Annotated in this window: 17 protein-coding genes, 1 tRNA gene and 1 pseudogene; 14 read left to right on the forward strand and 5 right to left on the reverse strand. The window is 45.8% G+C overall.

Going from position 1 to position 21932, the window contains the following annotated elements:
- Positions 1–376 precede the first annotated feature (376 nt).
- Positions 377–1279, reverse strand: a complete 903-nt coding sequence (locus tag PEB0122_RS00180; RefSeq protein WP_198935978.1) for an SDR family oxidoreductase — start codon at positions 1277–1279, stop codon at positions 377–379.
- 95 nt (positions 1280–1374) lie between these two features.
- Here PEB0122_RS00180 and PEB0122_RS00185 point away from each other — a divergent pair, with 95 nt between their 5' ends.
- The 5 genes from PEB0122_RS00185 to PEB0122_RS00210 all read left to right on the forward strand — a co-directional run bounded on the left by PEB0122_RS00185 (position 1375) and on the right by PEB0122_RS00210 (position 6511).
- Positions 1375–1992 (forward strand): TetR/AcrR family transcriptional regulator, encoded by a 618-nt coding sequence (locus PEB0122_RS00185; RefSeq protein ID WP_075915184.1) that lies wholly within the window; start codon positions 1375–1377, stop codon positions 1990–1992.
- Between the two features lie 788 nt (positions 1993–2780).
- Positions 2781–3764 (forward strand): ABC transporter substrate-binding protein, encoded by a 984-nt coding sequence (locus tag PEB0122_RS00195; protein WP_075915185.1) that lies wholly within the window; start codon positions 2781–2783, stop codon positions 3762–3764.
- Positions 3764–4579, forward strand: coding sequence for an ABC transporter permease (locus tag PEB0122_RS00200; protein ID WP_075915186.1), 816 nt, complete (start codon positions 3764–3766; stop codon positions 4577–4579). The genes PEB0122_RS00195 and PEB0122_RS00200 overlap by 1 nt, the downstream gene beginning before the upstream one ends.
- Positions 4576–5307 carry an ATP-binding cassette domain-containing protein gene (locus PEB0122_RS00205; RefSeq protein WP_075915187.1) on the forward strand — a complete coding sequence of 244 codons (732 nt, stop codon included), beginning with the start codon at positions 4576–4578 and terminating at the stop codon, positions 5305–5307. Before PEB0122_RS00200 ends, PEB0122_RS00205 begins: the two co-directional genes overlap by 4 nt.
- A gap of 4 nt (positions 5308–5311) precedes the next feature.
- Positions 5312–6511, forward strand: coding sequence for an NnrS family protein (locus tag PEB0122_RS00210; protein ID WP_075915188.1), 1200 nt, complete (start codon positions 5312–5314; stop codon positions 6509–6511).
- 316 nt (positions 6512–6827) lie between these two features.
- On the opposite strand, the gene PEB0122_RS00215 is transcribed toward PEB0122_RS00210, so the two are convergent.
- A tRNA-Thr gene (locus PEB0122_RS00215) sits at positions 6828–6903 on the reverse strand.
- A 224-nt stretch (positions 6904–7127) separates the two neighbouring features.
- Here PEB0122_RS00215 and PEB0122_RS00220 point away from each other — a divergent pair.
- The 3 genes from PEB0122_RS00220 to PEB0122_RS00230 are packed head-to-tail and all read left to right on the forward strand — an operon-like array spanning position 7128 to position 8718.
- Complete coding sequence (locus PEB0122_RS00220) at positions 7128–8087, forward strand: hypothetical protein (RefSeq protein WP_075869966.1); 960 nt, start codon at positions 7128–7130, stop codon at positions 8085–8087.
- 5 nt (positions 8088–8092) lie between these two features.
- The gene (locus PEB0122_RS00225; RefSeq protein WP_075915189.1) at positions 8093–8515 is read left to right on the forward strand and encodes a group III truncated hemoglobin; all 423 of its coding nucleotides are present in this window, start codon (positions 8093–8095) and stop codon (positions 8513–8515) included.
- Complete coding sequence (locus tag PEB0122_RS00230; protein WP_370540878.1) at positions 8515–8718, forward strand: SlyX family protein; 204 nt, start codon at positions 8515–8517, stop codon at positions 8716–8718. Before PEB0122_RS00225 ends, PEB0122_RS00230 begins: the two co-directional genes overlap by 1 nt.
- A gap of 809 nt (positions 8719–9527) precedes the next feature.
- Here the strand turns inward: PEB0122_RS00230 and msrA are convergent.
- From msrA to PEB0122_RS00250, 3 genes are all read right to left on the reverse strand, one after another.
- Complete coding sequence (msrA, locus tag PEB0122_RS00240; protein ID WP_075869799.1) at positions 9528–10175, reverse strand: peptide-methionine (S)-S-oxide reductase MsrA; 648 nt, start codon at positions 10173–10175, stop codon at positions 9528–9530.
- The gene (locus PEB0122_RS00245; protein WP_075869798.1) at positions 10168–10506 is read right to left on the reverse strand and encodes a hypothetical protein; all 339 of its coding nucleotides are present in this window, start codon (positions 10504–10506) and stop codon (positions 10168–10170) included. The genes msrA and PEB0122_RS00245 overlap by 8 nt, the downstream gene beginning before the upstream one ends.
- 87 nt (positions 10507–10593) lie before the next feature.
- A complete protein-coding gene (locus tag PEB0122_RS00250) occupies positions 10594–11295 on the reverse strand; it encodes a cyclic nucleotide-binding domain-containing protein (protein ID WP_075869797.1) in 702 nt (233 codons plus the stop codon).
- A gap of 207 nt (positions 11296–11502) precedes the next feature.
- On the opposite strand from PEB0122_RS00250, the pseudogene PEB0122_RS11955 reads away from it, so the two are divergent.
- From PEB0122_RS11955 to PEB0122_RS00280, 6 genes and pseudogenes are all read left to right on the forward strand, one after another.
- Positions 11503–14216, forward strand: a pseudogene (locus tag PEB0122_RS11955) (nitrate/nitrite transporter).
- A 24-nt stretch (positions 14217–14240) separates the two neighbouring features.
- Positions 14241–17987 (forward strand): nitrate reductase subunit alpha, encoded by a 3747-nt coding sequence (locus PEB0122_RS00260; protein WP_075915191.1) that lies wholly within the window; start codon positions 14241–14243, stop codon positions 17985–17987.
- Complete coding sequence (gene narH / locus PEB0122_RS00265) at positions 17984–19522, forward strand: nitrate reductase subunit beta (RefSeq protein WP_075869795.1); 1539 nt, start codon at positions 17984–17986, stop codon at positions 19520–19522. Before PEB0122_RS00260 ends, narH begins: the two co-directional genes overlap by 4 nt.
- Positions 19522–20220: a nitrate reductase molybdenum cofactor assembly chaperone gene (narJ, locus tag PEB0122_RS00270; RefSeq protein WP_075869794.1), complete on the forward strand. Its 699-nt coding sequence runs from the start codon at positions 19522–19524 to the stop codon at positions 20218–20220. The genes narH and narJ overlap by 1 nt, the downstream gene beginning before the upstream one ends.
- A gap of 13 nt (positions 20221–20233) precedes the next feature.
- The gene (narI, locus tag PEB0122_RS00275) at positions 20234–20956 is read left to right on the forward strand and encodes a respiratory nitrate reductase subunit gamma (RefSeq protein WP_075869793.1); all 723 of its coding nucleotides are present in this window, start codon (positions 20234–20236) and stop codon (positions 20954–20956) included.
- A 26-nt stretch (positions 20957–20982) separates the two neighbouring features.
- Positions 20983–21924 carry a peptidylprolyl isomerase gene (locus PEB0122_RS00280; RefSeq protein WP_143238772.1) on the forward strand — a complete coding sequence of 314 codons (942 nt, stop codon included), beginning with the start codon at positions 20983–20985 and terminating at the stop codon, positions 21922–21924.
- Positions 21925–21932: the final 8 nt, after the last annotated feature.

The following is a 21932-nucleotide window of genomic DNA, read 5'->3' on the forward strand; positions in this document are numbered from 1 at the left end:
GATTATCAAAATAGAAGATTGCGTCCGAGATAGTCCGATAACTATCGTGTACAATGTGGCAACAGCCGAAATGGGAAAACGCGTATAGCGACGGAAAACAAACGTCTTTTAAAAAACAATCTTCATAAGCCTTTATTTTCGGTCATTAAAAACCTGACTTGATTAATTTTCTCGACAATCGGAAACAGCGTTTTGTGGTAAATAGCAAACAATATTTTGAAATTTTAGAGAGGAAATCCGTTATCGCGGGCAAACTTCCAATTTATCAGGTTATCTATTTTTCAGATCAGACAGTGTATCTGCCAGAGTTTGCTCTAAAGGTCTGAATTGAAGCCCTAGAATTTTCTCATATCTTTCACTGCTGAAATGCGTTCTATCATACTGGCTTGCCATTAAACGGACCGAAGCCAATGATAATAAAATGGGCTTTCCTTGTAAGCTTGCCATAAATTTCCTGAAAAACTGCGATGCAGTATAATAGCGGAATTGGTATTGTTTTTGTTGGCGTTTTGACATTGGCATAATGACCGATCATGGATACAAGGTCTTCCATATGAATGTGACGCCCTGCTGCGAGATAACGTTCTCCAGGCTTGCCCTTGAAGGTGACCATGATCAGGGCTGCGGCAACATCTCTTGCGTCAACAACGGAAAAGGTCCCTGGAACAATGGCCGGCAACTTTCCGTTCATGATATCAAGCGCAAGTTGTCCCGCCGAGGTAGGCCCTAGATCACCAGGCCCCCACATCCACCCCGGTAAAATATAATAACATTTCATCATCGGATATTGAGCGGCAAATTCTCTGACTGTTCTTTCACTGATGATTTTGCTTCGATAGTAATCATCTGAATTTTTTATGTCCCTATCACATGTCTCATCAATCAATGTGCCGGCCTCACCATCGAGAACTGCGATAGAAGAGACATGAACAGACTGTTTGACACCCGCTTTTAAGGCTGCTTCCAATAAACATTTTGTACCATTAATGTTGATCTTTTCCAGATCGGCCCAATGGCTGCCGCCTTTATAATTATCGCGGAAAAATGCTGCGGTATGAAAAACAGTTTCCCAGCCTTTGAGATGGCTTTCAAAGCTTGCGGCATTGGTCATATCGCCTTCAATAATTTCAAGTTCATCATGAGGGGCGAATTGCTTGTTTGCCTTTTGTCGCGACCGGACCAGTGCTTTGACATGATAACCTTTGTCGATCAGTTGGCGAACCAGATTATTGCCTAATAGTCCGGTGGCACCGGTTACGAAAACTGTTTTCTTCGTCAACGATTCCAAATATCGATTGAAATTCATATATCAATTGATATTTATGTTTCATTTGATAACTTGTCAAATGAAATGTCGGATGATATCTGGAATTTATGGTCAAAGAGATAAAACCGCGCAAAACAAGATTGGAAAGCCAGCAAGAGACACGTCAGAACCTGCTGGAGGCTGCACTCATGCTGTTTACAGAATTGGGCTACGAGACGACCTCTATCAGAGGAATCTGCGATAAAGCAGGCTATTCACAAGGAGCCTTTTATTCCAATTTCAATAATAAGAGCGAAGTTCTTCTAGAGCTTCTCGAGCAGTATAAATCATTCGAGGCAAATTCACGAAAACAGCTCATTGATGATGCAGGAGATAATTTTGAAAAGGCCCTGAATGATATGATCTTATGGTTTGAACGCAATGATCAAAATATTTCCCACACAATTCTGTTCCTTGAAATGCAACTTCACGCTTTGCGCCATCCAGAATTTGTAAAAATTTATAATAATCTTATGGACGAACAAAAATCGTTCTATACGAAGCTCGTGCAACACCTGTTCACTATGAGAAATATAGAACCTCCCTTTGATTGCTCAATTGTTGCAGAAGGGTTAATGGCACTTGGGGCCAATGAAGCAATTGCCAGACGATTGAACCCGAAGCGGAAGAAGCAAAATCCATTTTCGGCCTATCTGAAATTGATTTTTCGGATAGAAGAGAAATAGACAAATTTAAAGCTTTTAAACCGATATATTGATCTTATAGGCATGAAATATTTCTCTGCCTCTTTTTCATGAATATTTATCATGTAGTCTCACTATTAATGCCCTGACACATTTCCGATATGGCGAAAAACGAAAACGACAATGCCCCATTTTCCCGGAATTTAATTGACTAAACATCGGCTTTATCGGTCACAAATTTTTTATATTTAAGCTAAATTATTATTATAAACATCTGACACGCCATTATCTAAATTTTTGTTGTTCAAATAACTGCATACAAATTACTGAGTAACTCACTCTTCCCGTAGCCAATTTGTTCGCTATTTTTATCTCTGCCAGCCGAGACAGGTTATCTGCTTCGATCTATAGAAAGGTTTCATAGGTTTAATTCAATATCATCCGACCTCCCCTTGGAAAGGATAGAGTCATATTCATTGGATACCAATTACAACACCCGTTGATAGTATGATCACGCGTTGTTCGGATGATGACATTGTTGTTGATTTGAAGAGCAAATATAGCCTTGACAAAAACTTTCGTATATTTGGTGAAATAACGAATATGTTTCATGAAAAGCAGCTTCATCCACCATTATTTCCGTTTCGGCAAGCCCTGATCTGGCTCAATTTCCGCCCAAGGAAGGCAGAGTTTTTAGCCTGAAATGAAAGCCGCATTTTGATTTTTTAAAATTGAGGAATAAACTCATCTTAAATTCTATGTCATAATCAAACCCCCATGACCAATTCATATGGCCATTGCTAACGAATAATTTTTACCGGAGGTGGATAATGCTCACTCAAACACGCCGTCATTTTTTAATCGGTGCTTCACTTCTTCCCGTTGTTTGCGCATTTCCTACTATTGCCGCGGCCGAAGACAAAAAACCGATAATATGGGGGCCTCCGGCGGGTCCATCCCTCGTTGCTGCTTATGCAGTAAAAAGCGGCATGCTTGATCAACTCTTACCCGGTTGCCAATTCAAAGTCTGGAATAATCCCGATCAGATCCGAGCCGGGCTCGGTTCCGGCTCAATCAATATGGCCATTTTGCCCAGTTATAGCGGCGCGAATTTATATAATAAAGGTCTTGGTGTAAGATTGGCGAATATTCTTACAGACGGGCTTCTTTATATCGTCGCACCGGAAGCATCCAATATCAAAACACTTCAGGACCTTGTCGGGAAAAAACTTGCTGTACCATTCAAAAATGATATGCCCGACTATATTATGCAGGCAATTTTAAAGGCATATGACATCAAGCCGGATGCAATCGACATACAATATACGGGGAGCCTTCCCGAAGCTATGCCGCGTCTCATGATCGGACGGGTTGATGCAGCAGTCATTGTGGAGCCAGCCGCCTCGACCGTGATTTTCATGAGCTCTGTATCCCCGAAAAAAATTGTTCGTGCCCTTGATATTCAAAAGCTTTGGGAAAAAGTTTCGAAAACCGATGCCATTCCGCAAGCCGGCCTTGTTGTAGGCAAAGGTTTCGAAGGCGATGAGGGAAAGAAGAAAATAGAAGCGCTCAATGCATGTTTTTCAACGGCACTTGAAAAAATTAAAGCTGACCCCGAAAAAGCAGCCGACGAGATCAGCGGTCTTCTTGATTTTCCGCCACACCTGATTGCCACATCCGTCGCTTTCAGTCATCTTGTTGTTCATAGTGCAAGTGAGGTCAAACCGGCGCTAGAAACATTTTTCAATGTTCTTATTGAACAAAATTCCGCAATTCTGGGCGGAAAACTGCCTGATGACGGATTTTATGCCTGATGCATTTACGTAAGACCATTTCCCATCTTGTGTCGCTTGGAAACTATTTCTGGGGAGGCTTTGCAGGGCTTGCCGGTTGCTTATGTTTTTTTGCCGTCTGGCAGTTGGCCCATGAACTTTATGGGAGTTATGTGCTCCCCTCTCCGCAACAAACTTTGCAAGCTATGGTCTTGCTTGTCCAAACGGACAAATTTGTCGAGATGGCGAAAGTTACGGCCGAACGTTCATTTGCAGGTTTTGTCATTGCCGCTTCGGTCGGAATTGTCAGTGGCGTATTGTGCGGTTATTCATTTGCTGCAATACGTCTGATGCGGCCGATCATTATCATTCTTCTCGGTGTACCGCCAATAGGCTGGATTGTGCTTGCGCTCATCTGGTTTGAAAACGGTGGCGGCTCGGTTATCATGACGATTGCTGTTGCGTCCTTTCCGCTCATTTTTATCAATAGCGTTCAGGCAATTGCCACGCGTGACCGGTCACTCGACGATATGGCGCGTGCTTTCAACATTGGCATATTCAAAAGATTTCGGACAATCACATTTCCGCAAATGGTGTCCTATATTTTTCCGGCCTTGTCGCTTTCGGCCGGAAGTGCCTGGAAAGTAGCGGTCATGGCCGAACTTTTAAGCTATTCCGGCGGGCTTGGGGGCCTTCTTTTTGAAGCACGCAGCACTTTTGATGTTCCTGAAGTAACGGCCATTATCATGATCATTGTGTGTTTTGCTCTGATAACCGAATTCGGTATTATTCATCCGATACGGGAATTTTTTGAAAGCTGGCGACATGCATCCGAGCCGTGGGGCGTTAAAAAATGAAAATTGAAATGCAGGATATCGCGTTTTCTTATCTCGGAAGACGCATTCTTGAAAACGTCAATATCCGCGTCAATGACCACGAAACGCTGGTTATTCTTGGTGCGTCCGGTGCAGGAAAAACCACAATATTACAGATTGCCGCAGGCCTGTTAACGCCTAACAAAGGCGAAATCAGGAAAACTTATCGCCAGCAAGCAATTGTTTTTCAGGAACCGAGATTGCTCCCTTGGAAAACAACTTATGAAAATATTGCTTATTGTTTGATGAATTCACACCGACCATCCGGAAAAAAAGATTTCATTTCCGATTGCGCAAAAAAGGTCGGTTTAAAAATAACCGATCTTGAAAAATATCCGGCTGCATTATCGGGTGGCATGCGCCAGCGCGCAGCTGTCGCGCGCGCACTTGCCGTTAATCCCGGTATCATATTTTTCGACGAGCCGTTTTCTGCTGTCGATATCGGCCTCAGGCGTAACCTTCAGGACATTGTTATTGAAGAGGCAAAAGGTCAGGGTTTTTCATCATTGTTTGTTACTCATGATCTTCACGAAGCGCTGCGCATTGCTCACCGTCTGTTACTGGTTGGTGGCGATCCTGCAACAATTGTCGCTGAAAGACATGTCGAAGGTGAACCGGGAAAGCGAAGCGAACGTGAGATATTCGATATGAGCGAACAATTCGCCAAAGATCGGGATTTTTACGACCTTCTTTATAGAGACAGGGACTAACGCAATGGGGCTTGGCAAAAATATAAAAACGTCGATTGCTCATAATCCATTTTTTACAGAAGGCGTATTTCTATTCTTTCCGGTATCGGCCGGTTATGCTGTGCTCATGCCGTTTATCTGGGTAATTGCCTATCAACTCGACTATCTCGGTACACGCTATATTTTTCCCCAACAATGGCATGCGCATGAAATGATTTTCGGCTTTTATTCGGCTGCCCTTGCCGGATTTTTATGTTCCGCCGTTGCCGAATGGACAGAAACAAAGCCGTTAAATGGCATGAGACTTTTCTTTCTGCTTTTATTATGGCTTCCCGGCCGCATTGTCGGTTTTTTGGGTTCGGATTACCTGATGGTCGTCGGCAGTGTGTTCGATTTCGCCTTTCTGGCACTTATGATCTTATATGTTGGTTTGCCGATTATTTCGAAAAGAAAATGGAAAAGCTTGTCATTTTTGCTATGGCTTATTGTTCTCTTTGCACTCGAAATTGTTTTGAAAATCTCGTGGTGGCGCGAAGAAACGGAACTATCGTCTCGCATATTGTGGACGATTATCGCTGTTTTTGTTGTTCTGTTTTCCTTGGCTATCTCGCGCATTAACACTGTGGTCACCAATCTTTCATTGGATCCTTCTGGTGAAACAAGCCCGTATCGCCCGCATCCGGGCAGACGCAATCTATCTGCATTTTTGACAGTCTTATATGCCCTATCAATGCTTTTTCTGCCGTCTTCACAAATGCAATATTATCTCGCTTTTGCTGCCAGTGCCGGTTTTATGGACAGAACTGCAGAATGGTTTATCGGCAAGGCTGCATTAAAAGCAGAAGTCTTATGCCTTGCGCTTGCCAATGTCAGTGCTGCAATCGGTTTTTTTCTTATCGGTCTTTCCGGCTTTAATGAGCGCATACCGATTTATGCGGGCTTACATATATTAACCATTGCGACATTGGGGCTTGGCGTGATGGGTGTTTTTACGATTGCCGGTTTACGTCATTCAGGACGAAAATTGATAGCCATACCGTGGCAATCAAAAGCGGCTATCGCATTTATTATATTCGCCGCCGCCATGCGTGTTTTGCCAGAAATAACCGATCTCACCGCTTTTGGCAGTCACCATTATGCATGGGCCGCGATTTTCTGGTCTTTGGCTTTCCTCCTCTGGCTATGGGGATATCTGCCCTTCCTCAAAAATCCGGTAAAACTTTAAGTTCATCAAGCCGTTTTTCAGCACTGTTTATTCTGAAATTTCATCACGTTATAAAGCCAATTAACTGGAAGGATAGATGGCAAAAATTTTCGCTTAAAAATCGTGCTGCAAGACCTTGAAGGTTTATTTAAGCTCAAGTTTTTCCGTTTTTCAGTCAATTGAAGACAGGACAGTTTTTTGAATTTTTCTACTGATATAAAAGTAAAACTCACCTGCTGTTATGTTTAGTTTTTCTCTCACCTTTATTTTTGGAAACCAACGACAGACGACAAAAAAGAAAATGAAATAACACAATCAAAAGATCATAAAATCAAGGTGGTGCCGCATGCCGGAATCGAACCAGCGACCCCATCATTACGAATGACGTGCTCTACCAACTGAGCTAATGCGGCACAGAGTCTTGTTCTTATAACAGAACCGGTAACGGGTGATAGCTAAAAGCTTGACCGAAAGCAAGCATGCAATTCTGTCTTTCGATGTTTTTCATAATTAACTCACAAAGCGCAGTTATAACACAAGCAATTTTTAAAAAAATCAACAATAGATTTGGTTTGCCAATTACCCTGCTGTTGCTTATTCTGCCACCCGATAAATGGACAAGAAGGAGAATTATTCGTTGGCTAATGCCGAGCAAGCCATCCGCAATGCATTGCTAAAAATCGATTCAAGCAATGTTGCTCAACGGCGCCGCGTCTATGAATCTGCGTGGAACGCACATGAACGTGCATTGCTTTCCAGCCACGGTTTAAATGACGTCACCCGAACAAAGCGGCGTGATGCATTGATGCAGATTATCCGTGCAATTGAAAGTGATTACGTTGCCACGGAGATGAACAAAGCCGATAAAGAAACTCACGATCTTGCTTCTGAAGGCCCTGAAGACCAGATAAAAATTGAAGTCAATGGTGCAACCAATCTCGAAGACACGACCTTGCACCGTGCATCGGCAAGGCGGCGTTCCAAAATTCTCCTTATTGTCGCCCCGAGTATTCTTGCGATTATCATGATAATCGGCTTTACCGGATGGTCGTTTTTCAACAGTCTTTCGGGACGTGCTATTATCGAACATCGTAAAGAGGCAATCGAACAGAACCAGCGCACCAAGACAGTCGTTCCTTTTCGCAAGGAAGCAGATAACGACGGCAGCTGGATAAAATTTTTCTACCCCGGAGATGCAACAGCCATCACCACCTATGGACAAGCATCTGTTTCGATAAAAGATGACGGGGGCATCCCCTACACCCATATTACTGCAAACAGCGATGAAGATGTTGTTGTCGTTGAGATTGGCGCCGGAGCATTATCGAATTTGCGCGGCAAAAAGGCTATGATCGACATCAATGCAAAGGGTGATGGCACAAAGCCGGGCCAGATGAGTATAACTTGCGATCTTGGAAATAACGCCGATTGTGGTAGACGTCGTTTTGAAGTTCCGGTGAACCGTAATGACCTTCTGTTCGAGGTGGCAATTCCGGCAGAAGGTAACGGTCCGGCTAAAATATATCTGACAAGCGACCTTCTGGGTGAAGGCAGAGGTATTGATATTTACGGAATGAAGATCAAAGCAGCGGATTGAGATTTATGGCACAAGAACCAATTGCAGTAGATGAAGTACTCATCGAATCCGTGGTGCGTACATTTTATGGACGGGTAAGAAAAGATCATATACTCGGTCCTATTTTTGAAGAACATATCCGTGATTGGGAGCCCCATTTACAAAATATGTTCGCCTTCTGGTCATCGGTTATGCTGCATACCAACCGGTATAACGGCCGCCCTATGCCCAAGCATGTCGTTTTACCTATTGACGCTATGCATTTTGACCATTGGCTGGAAATTTTTAAAAAAACCGTTGATGAACTTTGCCTGAAGGAAGATGCCGAATTGTTCATGAAAAAAGCAACCCAGATTGCTCATAGCCTTGAACTGGGTCTTGCCTCAAACAATAAAGTTCTTTTAAAACCCGGCGAACGTTACATCAGAAATAAGGATCACACATTGTGATTGAAAAAGATCGTCTTACCGAAGTGGAAATAAAACTTGCCGAACAGGAGCGACTCGTCGACGAGCTTTCCTCTGTTCTTGCTGAACAATGGAAAACAATCGACCAAATGGATAAAAAATTAACAGCCCTAACCAAACGTTTTCTTGAACTTGAAGAACAAAGCCAGCCCGACATTCCTGTTACCCGGCCACCGCATTGGTAAAACATCGGGTAAAATTTGCCTGAAATTATTGAAGCTGAGCGCCGCTTGAACGACATCTGTTATCCACATGCATCGGGAAAAATGCCACTCGCCATCTTTTTCGTCGGCAATAACCGGTTTGAAAATTTGTTCAACCTTATTTGCTGATGACCAATCGGTGCACGCGGAAAATGTTTTTCAAACATCTTAAAATATTGCGGAAAGCCAGTCGACCCAAAGATTGAAACCGCGACAGATACCTCCAGGGAAAAAGATCAAGCCCACAATCGCGAGTATGACGTTATCGTGCCATAGCGCTTCTACGACATGCGTCCCGAGCAGGAATGTGAACGAGTTCCAGATAAAAAATAATATAACGTCAACTGTGTTACGCATCTTTAGTCCGTCAAAATTCAATAACATTCAGCCTATCAAAAGCACAAATAATATATGCAAAAATTATTGATTACTCTGAATTCAAATTTTTGTTTTTGACTAAATCTCATCTGAAATCGACGCTATTTTCCCTGTGATTGGCAAGGTCGAGCCATGAATTTTTTAAAAAATTTTGCCAGGAAAATAACGTGCACAATTTGTTCAACTGCGACCAATCGGAAAGCATGTCACACGTTAAAATTCCGTTCGTTGGCGATTTTTGAAAGTATTTCACGTTTCTTACAAAGTTCAAACACCCGAATAGGATCCAAATTTTTGTGAAATAGTTTTCTGCGCATTAGTAAAATATAGACCAAAATAATGCCATCCCGCCCTTTAAGGGAAGGCTGATTTTTAATAGAGTTTTGAAGTTTTGTTTTAAAAGTCGGTTGCTCTCATAGAATAGGGCAAGAAACACCGGTCCCCTTCAATCCGCAATAACCATTCGGGTTTTTGGCGAGATATTGCTGGTGATAATCTTCAGCAAAATAGAACGGCCCTTCTAACGCAATTTCGGTTGTAATCGGCCCCAATCCTTTAGATTGAAGTGCTTTTTCAAATTGTTGTTTGCTCTTTTTTGCTATTTCCAAATCACGTTCATTAGAAAGATAGAGAGCCGAACGGTAATTGTTACCTATGTCGTTTCCCTGCCGCATTCCTTGCGTGGGATCATGTTGCTCCCAAAAAGTTTTCAATATTTCATCAAGATGAAGTATCGTCGGATCATAGACGACAAGTACCGCTTCTGTATGACCTGTTTTACCGGTACAAACTTCTTCATAGGTTGGATTGGGTGTAAAGCCGCCCGTATAACCGGCTGCCGTCACGTAAACGCCCGGAATTTTCCAGAATAGCCGTTCAACACCCCAGAAACAGCCCATTGCAACAATAATATGATGCATATTTTCAGGATATGGCCCCTTGAGGTTGTGCCCATTGACATAGTGGGTTTTAGCGGTTGCAATCGGTTCACTCCTGCCAACGAGTGCATCGTCTTTTTTCGGCATTTTGAGTTTTTCCGAAAGCGACAAAAGATCAAACATTTTCTTCACCATAGTTTGCATTATCAAAATGGGCTTCGCGATCATAGCCGAAAACATAAAATACCAACGCGAAAACGGCAAAAACGATCCACGTCGGGCAAAGGCCGACAATTTTTGCTGCTAAAGATATATATGGAGATGAAAGATGCGAAATAAAGTTGTCAAATTCCTGCGTACCCGTTGAAAAAACAAACGATATTGTAGAGCCGATGGGGAGAAACAAGACTTCGGAAGCGCCGACTGAATGGGCAGCATCAATGACGAGAGTTATAATCGTTAGAACAAGAAACAGATAACAAATGAAGCGAAATAACCGGCGGATCAAACGCACAAGAACAATTCCCTATTGATAACGATTTCAGGCCTGCTGCTTGAAATCGGATAAAGTCTTAACCCCATATGGCTCGTTTATTTATAATCAAACAGGCTCGCGTTTGTCGATAAGCTTGTCGGGGTGGGCAAAATTGATGAGCCTTTGTCGGTCGGTGAAAACAATTCGCGACCCGTCGACATTAACGCCATGTTTTGCGACAGTTGCAAATGCCCGTGACAGGTTTTCCGGTGTCATGCCAAGCTTGTAGGCAAGAAGTTTTTTCTCAAACGGAATATCAATATAATTGGCCTCGACCTGTGTATCGGCTTCAGCCAAAATCCAGTTTGCCAGTCGTTCACTGCCATTTCTCAATTTCTGATTTTTCAACTCCTTGATGGTCATACGATAGCGACGTGAAAGTTCGCGAACTACTGCATGCATGAAAGCTGTGTCATTGTCGATTGCCTCTCTGAAGCGGGCTGAAGGGATCATCAGAACCTGCGCTTCGGTCAATGTCCGGGCTGATTGCAAACACACATCATCATTCAAAATTGCTGCCAGAATGAACAGGCTTACCGGCTGGATAATATCAAGAATCGTTACACGTCCATGACTGGTCGCATACATTTCAACCTGACCATCAACAAGGATATAGAGAAAATCCTGCATAGCGTTTTCGTTGACGAGAACCACTCCCGGAGGAAAGCGTTGGAAAAAACCCGGGCCAATTAAAGAATCGAATGTTTTGTCACTTGCTTGCGAAAAAATATCGAGATTTTGAATTTTTAAACGATCTTCTGATCTCATATTGTTCCTCTAATTAACATTTTTATTTTTTGCCTTAGCATCTATCAAGTGTAGGCAAGCAATATTTCAAGGCGTCATCATCATTATTTTAAAATAAGCTTTTCTTTTATTTTAAATAAAACTCATTTGATTTTGATCAAGGTGCCCTATTTCACTCATTACTACATACCCCCTCGACAAAAAGGAAGAATTTATCTGGTGGTAAAAATGGAACAAACTGACACCCCGATCAAAGGCTCTTCAGAAGCGTTGTGGCTGAGCTCTTTAGCCTTTACTGTATGTTTTGCGGTATGGACAATTTTTTCAATTATCGGCATTGCAATCCAGAAAAAATTGGGTTTGAGCCAATCCGAACTCGGACTTCTCATAGCCACGCCCGTACTCACCGGCTCGCTCGTGCGTATTCCACTTGGCATCTGGACTGAACAGATCGGTGGGCGCATTATTTTCGTATTATCGATGTTGGCTTCGGCTTTATCGACGTTTCTGCTCACTTTTGCCCACACCTATACATGGATGTTGATAGCAGCCCTTGGCATCGGTATTGCCGGCGGCACATTCTCGGTTGGCGTTGCTTATGTTTCGCGCTGGTTCAGTGCGAAAAAGCAAGGCCTTGCACTTGGTATTTTCGGTGCAGGCAATGTCGGTGCAGCCGTTACGAAACTTGGCGCTCCATGGGTGATGAGCTGGTGGGGAAGCTGGGAAGGCGTGGCCTATATATGGGCGCTCGTTCTCGTTATTACTGCTGTGATCTTCTGGCTCTTTACCTCCGACGATCCCGTGCTTGTCGAACAGCGCCGCTTGGGCATCAAGCCGCAAAGCGCTTTGCTTGAACTTGCGCCTTTGAAAAAACTGCAAGTGTGGCGTTTTTCCTTCTATTACTTCTTCGTATTCGGTGGATATATCGCTTTGGCAACATGGTTGCCGCACTATCTGCAGGATGTTTATTCGATCGATCTGTGGCTTGCCGGCGTTATTGCTGCACTCTACTCGATACCCGCATCGCTCTTCCGTGCCTATGGCGGTTATCTTTCCGATAAATACGGAGCGCGCCGTGTCATGTATTGGACACTGACAATGTGTACCATTACATGTTTCATTCTCTCCTATCCTCCGACACAATACACGGTTGAAACGGCTAAAGGTCCATTCACCTTTACATTTGCGATCAGCCTCGTCGGTTTTGCCCTGATTGTTGCCATACTCGGTTTCTTCATGGCTCTCGGGAAAGCTGCCGTTTATAAGCATATTCCCGTTTATTACCCGAAAAGCGTCGGTGCTGTTGGCGGTCTCGTCGGCATGATGGGCGGACTTGGCGGATTTATCCTGCCGATCCTTTTCGGTGAAGTCCTCGACATCACCGGAATCTATTCAACCTGCTTCATGATCCTATTTGTCATTTCACTTGCGGCACTCATCTGGATGCATGTTTCGATCCTTCTGATGAACCACCGCAAATTGGTAGAGCTCGGGCAAAAAACGCCTGAATTTCAGGAGTAATTCGCATGTCCAATCAAATCAATAAAGGTTACGTGTTAACCGAATGGAATCCCGAAGATAGCAGTTTCTGGAATAATTACGGGCGCAAAATTGCCAACAAGAATCTTTGGTTGTCTATTCCGGCTCTGCTTTTGGCTTTTGCCGTGTGGCAGGTTTGGTCGGTAGTTGTGGCCGAATTGCCGCGTGCCGGTTTCAAATTCAGTTCGACACAATTGTTCTGGCTTACCGCTTTACCGGGACTTTCCGGCGCAACACTTCGTATTTTCTATTCCTTCATGGTGCCGATATTCGGTGGCCGTCGCTGGACGGCACTGACAACCGCTTCATTGTTGATACCGGCACTTGGAATCGGTTTTGCTGTCCAAGACGTCAATACACCTTATTGGGTGATGGCGCTTCTCGCACTGTTATGCGGCTTCGGTGGAGGAAACTTTTCTTCTTCCATGTCGAATATCTCGTTTTTTTACCCGAAAGCCGAAAAGGGTAAAGCCAGCGGTCTTAATGCCGGTTTGGGCAATCTCGGTGTTTCGGTTGTGCAATTTGTTGTCCCGCTCGTTATTGCCACCAATGCCTTCGGCTGGTTGGGTGGTCACCCGCTCACAGTGACGCAAGCGGACGGTTCCACTTCCGAGCTCTGGTTACAGAACGGTGCTTTCGTGTTCGTTCCCTTCATTGCTTTATCAGCAATATGCTGCTGGTTCGGAATGAACGACATTGCCGATGCCAAGGCTTCATTTGCCGATCAGGCCATTATTTTTAAACGCAAAGATAACTGGTTGATGTGCGTTCTTTACATGGGAACTTTTGGCTCATTCATCGGTTTTTCTGCTGCATTCCCACTTTTGATGCGGTTGACTTTTCCGGATGTGAACGTGTTGCACTATGTATTCTTGGGACCACTGATTTCAGCACTTGCACGTGCGGGATTTGGTGGAGTAAGCGACAAAATCGGCGGTGGCCGTGTAACCTTCTGGGCATTTATCCTGATGATGCTTGCTCTGGGAGCTGCACTTTATTTTGTTGCAAATCCCGGTAGTGCCATCGCTTTCCCCGGTTTCTTTGCTGCATTCATGGTTTTGTTCTTTGCAACCGGTGTCGGCAATGCTTCGACCTTCCAGATGATACCGGTTATTATGAGCCGTGTTATCGACAAGACCATGCCAAACGCCACGGAAGAACAAAAACGCCATCAAAGCGACCGTGAATCGGCTGCAATTACCGGCTTTACCGCCGCCATTGCAGCCTATGCTTTCTTTCTTATTCCCGTAAGTTTTGCACTTTCCAAAGATGCAACGGGTGGCCCGCAAGCCGCACTTTGGGGATTTATGATTTTTTACGTTATTTGCCTCGCCATCACATGGTTCTGTTACATCCGTAACGGTGCAATCCTCCATGTCGAAGGTCGTCGGACACAAAAATAACGCTGCAAGTTAAGGAGACCATTGATGAGTCTACTACTCGACCGCCTGAATTTTCTGGCACGAAAAAAACAACCGTTTTCGCATGGACATGGTGTTACAACTGATGAAAACCGCTCATGGGAAGACGCTTATCGCAAACGCTGGCAATATGACAAAATCGTGCGCTCGACGCACGGTGTCAATTGCACCGGCTCGTGCTCGTGGAAAATCTATGTCAAGGGTGGTATTGTCACTTGGGAAACCCAGCAGACCGATTATCCGCGTACCCGCCCCGATCTCCCCAATCATGAACCACGTGGCTGTCCGCGGGGCGCAAGCTATAGCTGGTATATGTATTCGGCAAACCGTGTAAAATATCCGCTTATCCGCGCGCGTCTTATCAAATTGTGGCGCAAGGAACGCGTGGTAAAAACACCGGTGGGTGCATGGGCTGCTATTCAGGAAAATCCCGAAAAGCGGGCCGAATACCAGAAAGTACGCGGGCTTGGCGGCTTTGTTCGCTCTACATGGGACGAAGTCAACGAGATTATCGCTGCTGCCAATTCTTACACAATCAAGAAATATGGCCCCGACCGGATTATCGGCTTTTCGCCGATTCCGGCAATGTCCATGGTCTCCTATGCTTCCGGTTCGCGTTACCTGTCACTTCTGGGCGGCGTGTGCATGTCTTTCTATGACTGGTATTGCGACTTGCCGCCTGCTTCACCCATGACATGGGGTGAACAGACAGATGTGCCTGAATCTGCCGACTGGTATAATGCCGGCTTCCTTATGCTTTGGGGCTCCAACGTGCCGCAAACCCGCACGCCGGACGCGCATTTTTATTCGGAAGCCCGCTATAAAGGCACAAAATCGGTGGTTGTTTCACCCGATTATTCGGAAGCAAGCAAATTCGCCGATCTCTGGCTTCATCCCAAGCAAGGAACCGACGCTGCTCTTGCCATGGCGCTTGGCCACGTTATTTTGCGCGAATTCCATCTGGAACGTCAGGCCGAATATTTTGAAGATTATTGCCAGCGCTACACAGATATGCCGATGCTCGTCAGACTGGTTAGCAAAAATGGCCACTTCATTCCCGACCGTTTGCTGCGCGCTTCCGACTTTGCCGACAAGCTCGGTGAAACCAATAATCCCGAATGGAAGACTGTCGCCGTTGATATGAAAAGCGGTGAATATGTTGCGCCACTCGGTTCTTCCGGTTTCCGTTGGGGTGAAAAAGGCAAATGGAACCTTGAATCGAAAGATGGCAAGGGCCGTGATGTCACATTGGAAATGAGCTTCATGCTTGAAGGCGAGCATGACACTGTTGCCGATGTCGATTTCCCCTATTTTGCAAGTCGCGAACACAGTTTCGATGACGGCACCGATCATGAAAGCATTCTCACACGCAAAGTCCCTGCCCGCAAATTGAAATTGCCGGAAGGCGAGGTTGTCGTCGCTACCGTTTTTGACCTGTTTGTTGCCAATTACGGCTTGGAACGCGGTTTCAAAGACAAAAACTGTGCAAGCTCTTATGATGAAAATATTCCTTATACTCCCGCATGGGCAGAAAAGATCACGGGCGTTTCGCGCGACAAAATCATAACTGTTGCACGGGAATTTGCCCGCAATGCCGAAAAGACCAAAGGTCGCTCGATGGTTATTCTCGGTGCCGGTATCAATCACTGGTACCATATGGATATGAACTATCGCGGCATTATCAATATGCTCGTTATGTGCGGTTGTATCGGTCAATCCGGCGGCGGCTGGAGCCACTATGTAGGACAGGAAAAATTGCGCCCGCAAACCGGTTGGGCTCCGCTTGCTTTCGGTCTTGACTGGTCGCGCCCACCCCGCCAGATGAATGGTACGTCGTTTTTCTATGCCCATACCGATCAGTGGCGCTATGAAACTGTGAAAGTGAGCGAATTGTTGTCGCCGACTGCTCCCGAAGGGCCGTGGGATGGTGCATTGATCGACTATAATATCCGTGCCGAACGCATGGGATGGTTGCCATCGGCACCACAATTGAAAGCAAATCCGATCAACCTTGCTAGAGAAGCTGAAGCTGCCGGTAAAAACCCGAAAGATTATATCGTCGATGGTCTGAAATCGGGCAGCCTGCAAATGTCGTGCGAAGATCCGGATGATCCGTTAAACTGGCCACGCAATATGTTTGTCTGGCGCTCGAACATTCTCGGTTCATCAGGTAAAGGGCACGAATATTTCCTTAAGCACTTCCTCGGCACAGCCAATGGCGTGTTAGGCAAGGATTTGGGGGATCAGGGTCGGGTCGAGACCAAAGAAGCTGTCTGGCATGATGAAGCGCCGGAAGGCAAACTTGATCTTCTCGTCACACTCGATTTCCGTATGTCTACAACCTGTGTCTATTCCGATATCGTGTTGCCGACTGCAACATGGTATGAAAAGAATGACCTTAACACGTCGGACATGCATCCCTTCATCCACCCGCTTTCAAGCGCGGTTGATCCGGCTTGGGAGGCAAGATGCGACTGGGATATTTTCAAAGGCCTTGCCGAGAAATTCTCCGAAGTATCGAAAGAAGTTCTGGGTGTTGAAAAAGATGTCGTTTTGACACCGAGCCAGCACGATACCGCGGGCGAGCTTGGTCAGCCATTCGATGTCAAGGATTGGAAAAAAGGCGAAATCGAACCTATTCCCGGCAAAACAATGCCGGCCATTGCCGTGGTCGAACGCGACTATCCGAACCTCTATAAGCGCTTTACCGCCCTTGGTCCTTTGATGAAAAAGGTCGGCAATGGTGGCAAAGGTATCAACTGGAAAACCGAAGAGGAAGTCGATCTCGTCGGCCGTATCAATGGCGTTGTTGAAGATGAGGGTGCCACAAAAGGCATGCCAAGCATTGCAACCGATATTGATGCAACCGAAGTCATTTTGACCCTTGCACCGGAAACCAATGGTGAAGTTGCTGTCAAGGCATGGGAAGCTTTGGGTGAACATACGGGACGCGACCACACGCATCTGGCACTGCCCAAGGAAGACGAGAAGATCCGTTATCGCGACATTGTTGCCCAGCCGCGTAAAATCATTTCGTCACCCACGTGGTCCGGTCTTGAATCAGAAAAAGTCTGTTATAATGCCGGCTATACCAATGTTCACGAATTGATCCCGTGGCGCACCATAACAGGTCGTCAGCAACTTTATCAGGATCATTTGTGGATGCGTGCCTTTGGTGAAGGTTTCTGCGTTTATCGCCCGCCGATCGACACCAAAACGGTGACAACAGCGATTGAAGCCAAGGCCGGTGACAAGCCGCATCTGATTTTGAACTTTATAACCCCGCACCAGAAATGGGGTATCCATTCAACCTATTCCGACAATCTGTTGATGTTGACTTTGAACAGAGGCGGACCTGTCGTCTGGATTTCGGAAAACGACGCTCAAAAGGCCGGTATTGTGGATAATGACTGGGTGGAAGCTTTCAATGCCAACGGTTCGCTTGTTGCCCGTGTCATCGTTTCACAGCGCATGAAAGACGGAACGGTCTTCATGTATCATGCCCAGGAAAAAATCGTGAATGTTCCGGGCTCGCCTTTAACCAAACAACGCGGAGGGATCCATAACTCGGTGACCCGCGTTATTACCAAACCGACCCATATGATCGGCGGCTATGTCCAGCAATCATACGGTTTCAATTATTACGGCACTGTCGGCGCCAATCGCGACGAGTTTGTGGTGGTACGCAAACTTGACCATGTCGATTGGATGGATGGTGAAGAAAATTCAGCAATGAAGGAGGCCGCAGAATGAAGGTTCGCGCGCAAATAGGTATGGTTCTGAACCTCGATAAATGCATCGGTTGCCATACCTGCTCTGTCACCTGCAAGAATGTCTGGACGAACCGTGAAGGCGTTGAATATGCCTGGTTCAACAATGTCGAGACCAAACCCGGCATCGGTTTTCCCAAAGATTGGGAAAACCAGAAACGCTGGAACGGCGGCTGGATCAGAAAATCGAATGGCAAGATACGTCCGCGCATGGGCGCAAAGTGGCGTGTTCTTTCCAAAATTTTTGCCAATCCCGATTTGCCGGAAATTGACGATTATTATGAACCGTTCGATTTCGATTACGAGCATTTGCAAACGGCAAAAGAGTCGAAAACCATGCCGGTTGCCCGTCCGCGCTCCAAGATTACCGGCGAGCGCATGGAAAAAATCAAATGGGGCCCAAATTGGGAAGATGTCCTTGGTGGCGAATTTTCCAAACGCTCCGAAGATTACAATTTTGCCAATGTCGAAAAAGAAATTTACGGCGAATTTGAAAATACATTCATGATGTATTTGCCGCGTCTTTGCGAACATTGCCTTAACCCTGCCTGCGTGGCCGTTTGCCCTTCAGGTGCGATTTATAAGCGCGAGGATGACGGTATTGTTCTCATCGATCAGGAAAAATGCCGCGGCTGGCGTATGTGCGTTTCCGGCTGTCCGTACAAGAAGATCTATTTCAACTGGTCTTCCGGCAAATCGGAAAAATGCATTTTCTGCTATCCGCGCATTGAAAGCGGTATGCCGACAGTTTGTTCGGAAACTTGTGTCGGGCGTATCCGTTATCTTGGTGTGATGCTTTATGATGCCGACAAGATTTCCGATGCTGCTGCTACAGAAGGCGAACAGGATCTTTATGAGGAACAATTGAAGATTTTCCTTGATCCGAATGATCCTGCTGTTATCGAACAGGCACGCAAGGATGGTGTAAGTGACGAGTGGATTGAAGCCGCCCAACATTCGCCTGTCTATCAAATGGCAATGAAATGGAAAGTAGCCTTTCCGCTTCACCCTGAATATCGCACTTTGCCGATGGTCTGGTATATTCCGCCGCTTTCGCCACTGCAATCGGCAGCCGAAGCCGGCAAGCTTGCAATGGACGATTTTATTCCCAATGTCCGTTCGTTGCGCATACCCGTGCGTTACCTTGCCAATTTGTTGACGGCCGGAAAAGAAGCACCGATTGTTTCGGCACTTGAACGTATGCTTGCCATGCGTGCTTATATGCGTGCGAAATCTGTCGACGGCGAATATCGTCCGGAATATGCGGAAAAAGTCGGCATGACACCTGAAATGATCGAACACATGTATCAGGTCATGGCGATAGCCAATTATGAAGACCGTTTTGTCATCCCCACATCCCACCGTGAAGTGAGTGAAGATGCTTATGATCTGCGTGGGTCTTGCGGCTTTTCATTCGGCAACGGATGTTCGGGCGGCAATTCAAAAGGTGATCTTTTCGGTTCAAAGGGTAAGAAAGTCGTCACAACACCGACAGACTTATTGAAGGAGAGCGCGTAATGAATTCCGATCTCAAAATCATTTCCTTACTTTTAAGCTATCCGGAAGAAGAATTGCAGCAATCGGGCAATCTTATCAGAGCAACGCTCGATCAGCTTTCCGATCTTGATGCGTCAGAAATTGTCGGCCTGAAAAGTCTGGTCTCGGCAATTTCCGATCGCGACATTTACGAAGTACAGGAAAACTACGTTCTGCTCTTTGACAGAACACGGTCTTTGTCGCTCCATCTTTTTGAACATGTTTACGGCGAAAACCGCGATCGCGGGCAGGCTATGGTCGACCTCAAGGACATGTATGACCAGGCCGGTTTTGAAATCGACGTTCACGAAATGCCGGATTATCTGCCGATGTTTCTGGAATTTCTGTCAACAAGAAGTGACGAGGAAGCACGCCATCTTCTCGGCGAAACCTTGCACATCATTTCCGCAATCCGGCAGAGATTGCAAAAACGCGGGTCGGTTTATGCTGCCGCTTTTGTAGCACTTGAAAGTCTGTCCGGCAAACGAGCCGACGAGGCGCTAACAGCCGAAATCATCAACCGCAAAGAAGATGACCCGAATGATCTTGAGGCTCTCGACCGCATCTGGGAAGAGGAAGCCATTACTTTCGGTGGCAACCAGGGTGAAAACGATTGCGGGCCTGACCGGTTAAAACGTCGCATCCGTGCCCAGCACCGCGATGCTTCTGCGCAAATTTAAGGATAGAGAGACAATGTTGCACTTTTTCCATACACTCATATTCGGGGTCTATCCCTATATTGCTTTGACTGTTCTGGCACTTGGCTCGATTATCCGTTATGATCGCGAGCCTTATACATGGCGGGCAAGTTCCAGCCAGTTGTTACGTCGTAAACAATTGATGTGGGGGTCTGTTCTTTTCCATGTCGGTGTGTTGTTTATCTTTCTAGGCCATTTTGTCGGGCTTCTCACACCTATTGCCGTTTGGGACGCTTTGGGCGTTAGCCATAGCTTCAAACAGGTTGTTGCCATGACAGCCGGTGGCATTGCCGGAGCCATGGCCATTATCGGCGCAACAATGCTCGCCCACCGGCGTTTGTTCGACCCGCGTGTCAGGGCAACGTCAAGCACAACAGATACATTGATTATTCTTCTGTTGTGGGCACAGCTTTTCCTCGGCCTTGCAACCATACCTTTTTCGATGCAGCATCTCGACGGGCATGAAATGGTCAAGCTGATGGATTGGGCACAAGGAATATTCACCTTCAACCTTGCAGCTTCAAGCTATATCACCGATGTGGCTTTCGTGTTCAAGCTGCACCTTTTCCTCGGGCTCACTATTTTGCTTTTGTTCCCGTTTACCCGTCTTGTTCATATGCTGAGTGCGCCGGTACGTTATATCTGGCGTACGGGATATCAGGTTGTTCGTAAAAAAGATCGCCTGCCTGTTCGCATCCGTGGTGAAGTAACCGATTAAGACTTCGGGTAAAGGAGTAATTGTCTATGGCGACAACGGTAAAAGTCGAGCATTCGGGCTTAAAAAAAATAGTGGTTCCCGCCTCGCCGACAAAGCAGGAAATCGACACGAGAATTCCGCCAAAAGCAAAGCCGTTATTCAAAGAAGTCAGCGTCAATGGCATTGTCATTCCCGAAGCCGATATTCTTCAAGAAGCACAAAATCATCCGGCTCGAACGCCGGGTGAAGCGCTTCTTGAGGCAGCGCGTTCATTGGTAATCCGTGAACTTTTATGGCAGGAAGCAAAAAATAAAAATCTTGTTCCCGATAATGGGGATAGCACACGGGAAGACAGTGTCGGGGAAGATAATGGGGCGCAAGATAATGCCCGGCAAACAAAGCTTGACGCGGCAATCTCAGCCCTTCTTGAAAGTGAAATAAAAACCCCTGAGGCAAGTGAATGCGATTGCAAAGCATTCTACGATCGCGATCCATCACGCTTTTCAACCGAAACAATCTGGCAGGTCAGACACATTCTTATCGGTGCCAACCCGAAAGACAAGAAAGCCTTCGATCAAGCACGCGAGAAAGCTTATGTCATTTTGGAACAGGTGAAAAAAAATCCACATGAATTTGCCACAATTGCGAAAGATATTTCTTCCTGCCCTTCAGCAGCTCAAGGTGGCAATCTTGGTCAGATTACGCGGGGGTCGACTGTGCCGGAATTTGAAAATGCTTTGAAAAAAACAAAAAAAACCGGTTTATTAATGCAACCGGTCGAAAGCCGTTATGGTTATCATATTGTCGAAATAAACCAGATTATTCCGGGGAAGATTCTTCCTCTGGAGCTGGTAAAAGAAAAAATTGCTGCCTGGCTCGAGGCATCAAGCTGGTCAAAAGCTGTTCAACAATATATAGCAATTTTGGCTGGAAAATCCCATATCACGGGTATTGATTTAAAACCGGGTGAGGGACCTCTTGTCCAGTAAGGAGTTTA

It is taken from the genome of Ditibartonella apis, assembly GCF_001952075.1.
GTDB lineage: Bacteria > Pseudomonadota > Alphaproteobacteria > Rhizobiales > Rhizobiaceae > Bartonella > Bartonella apis.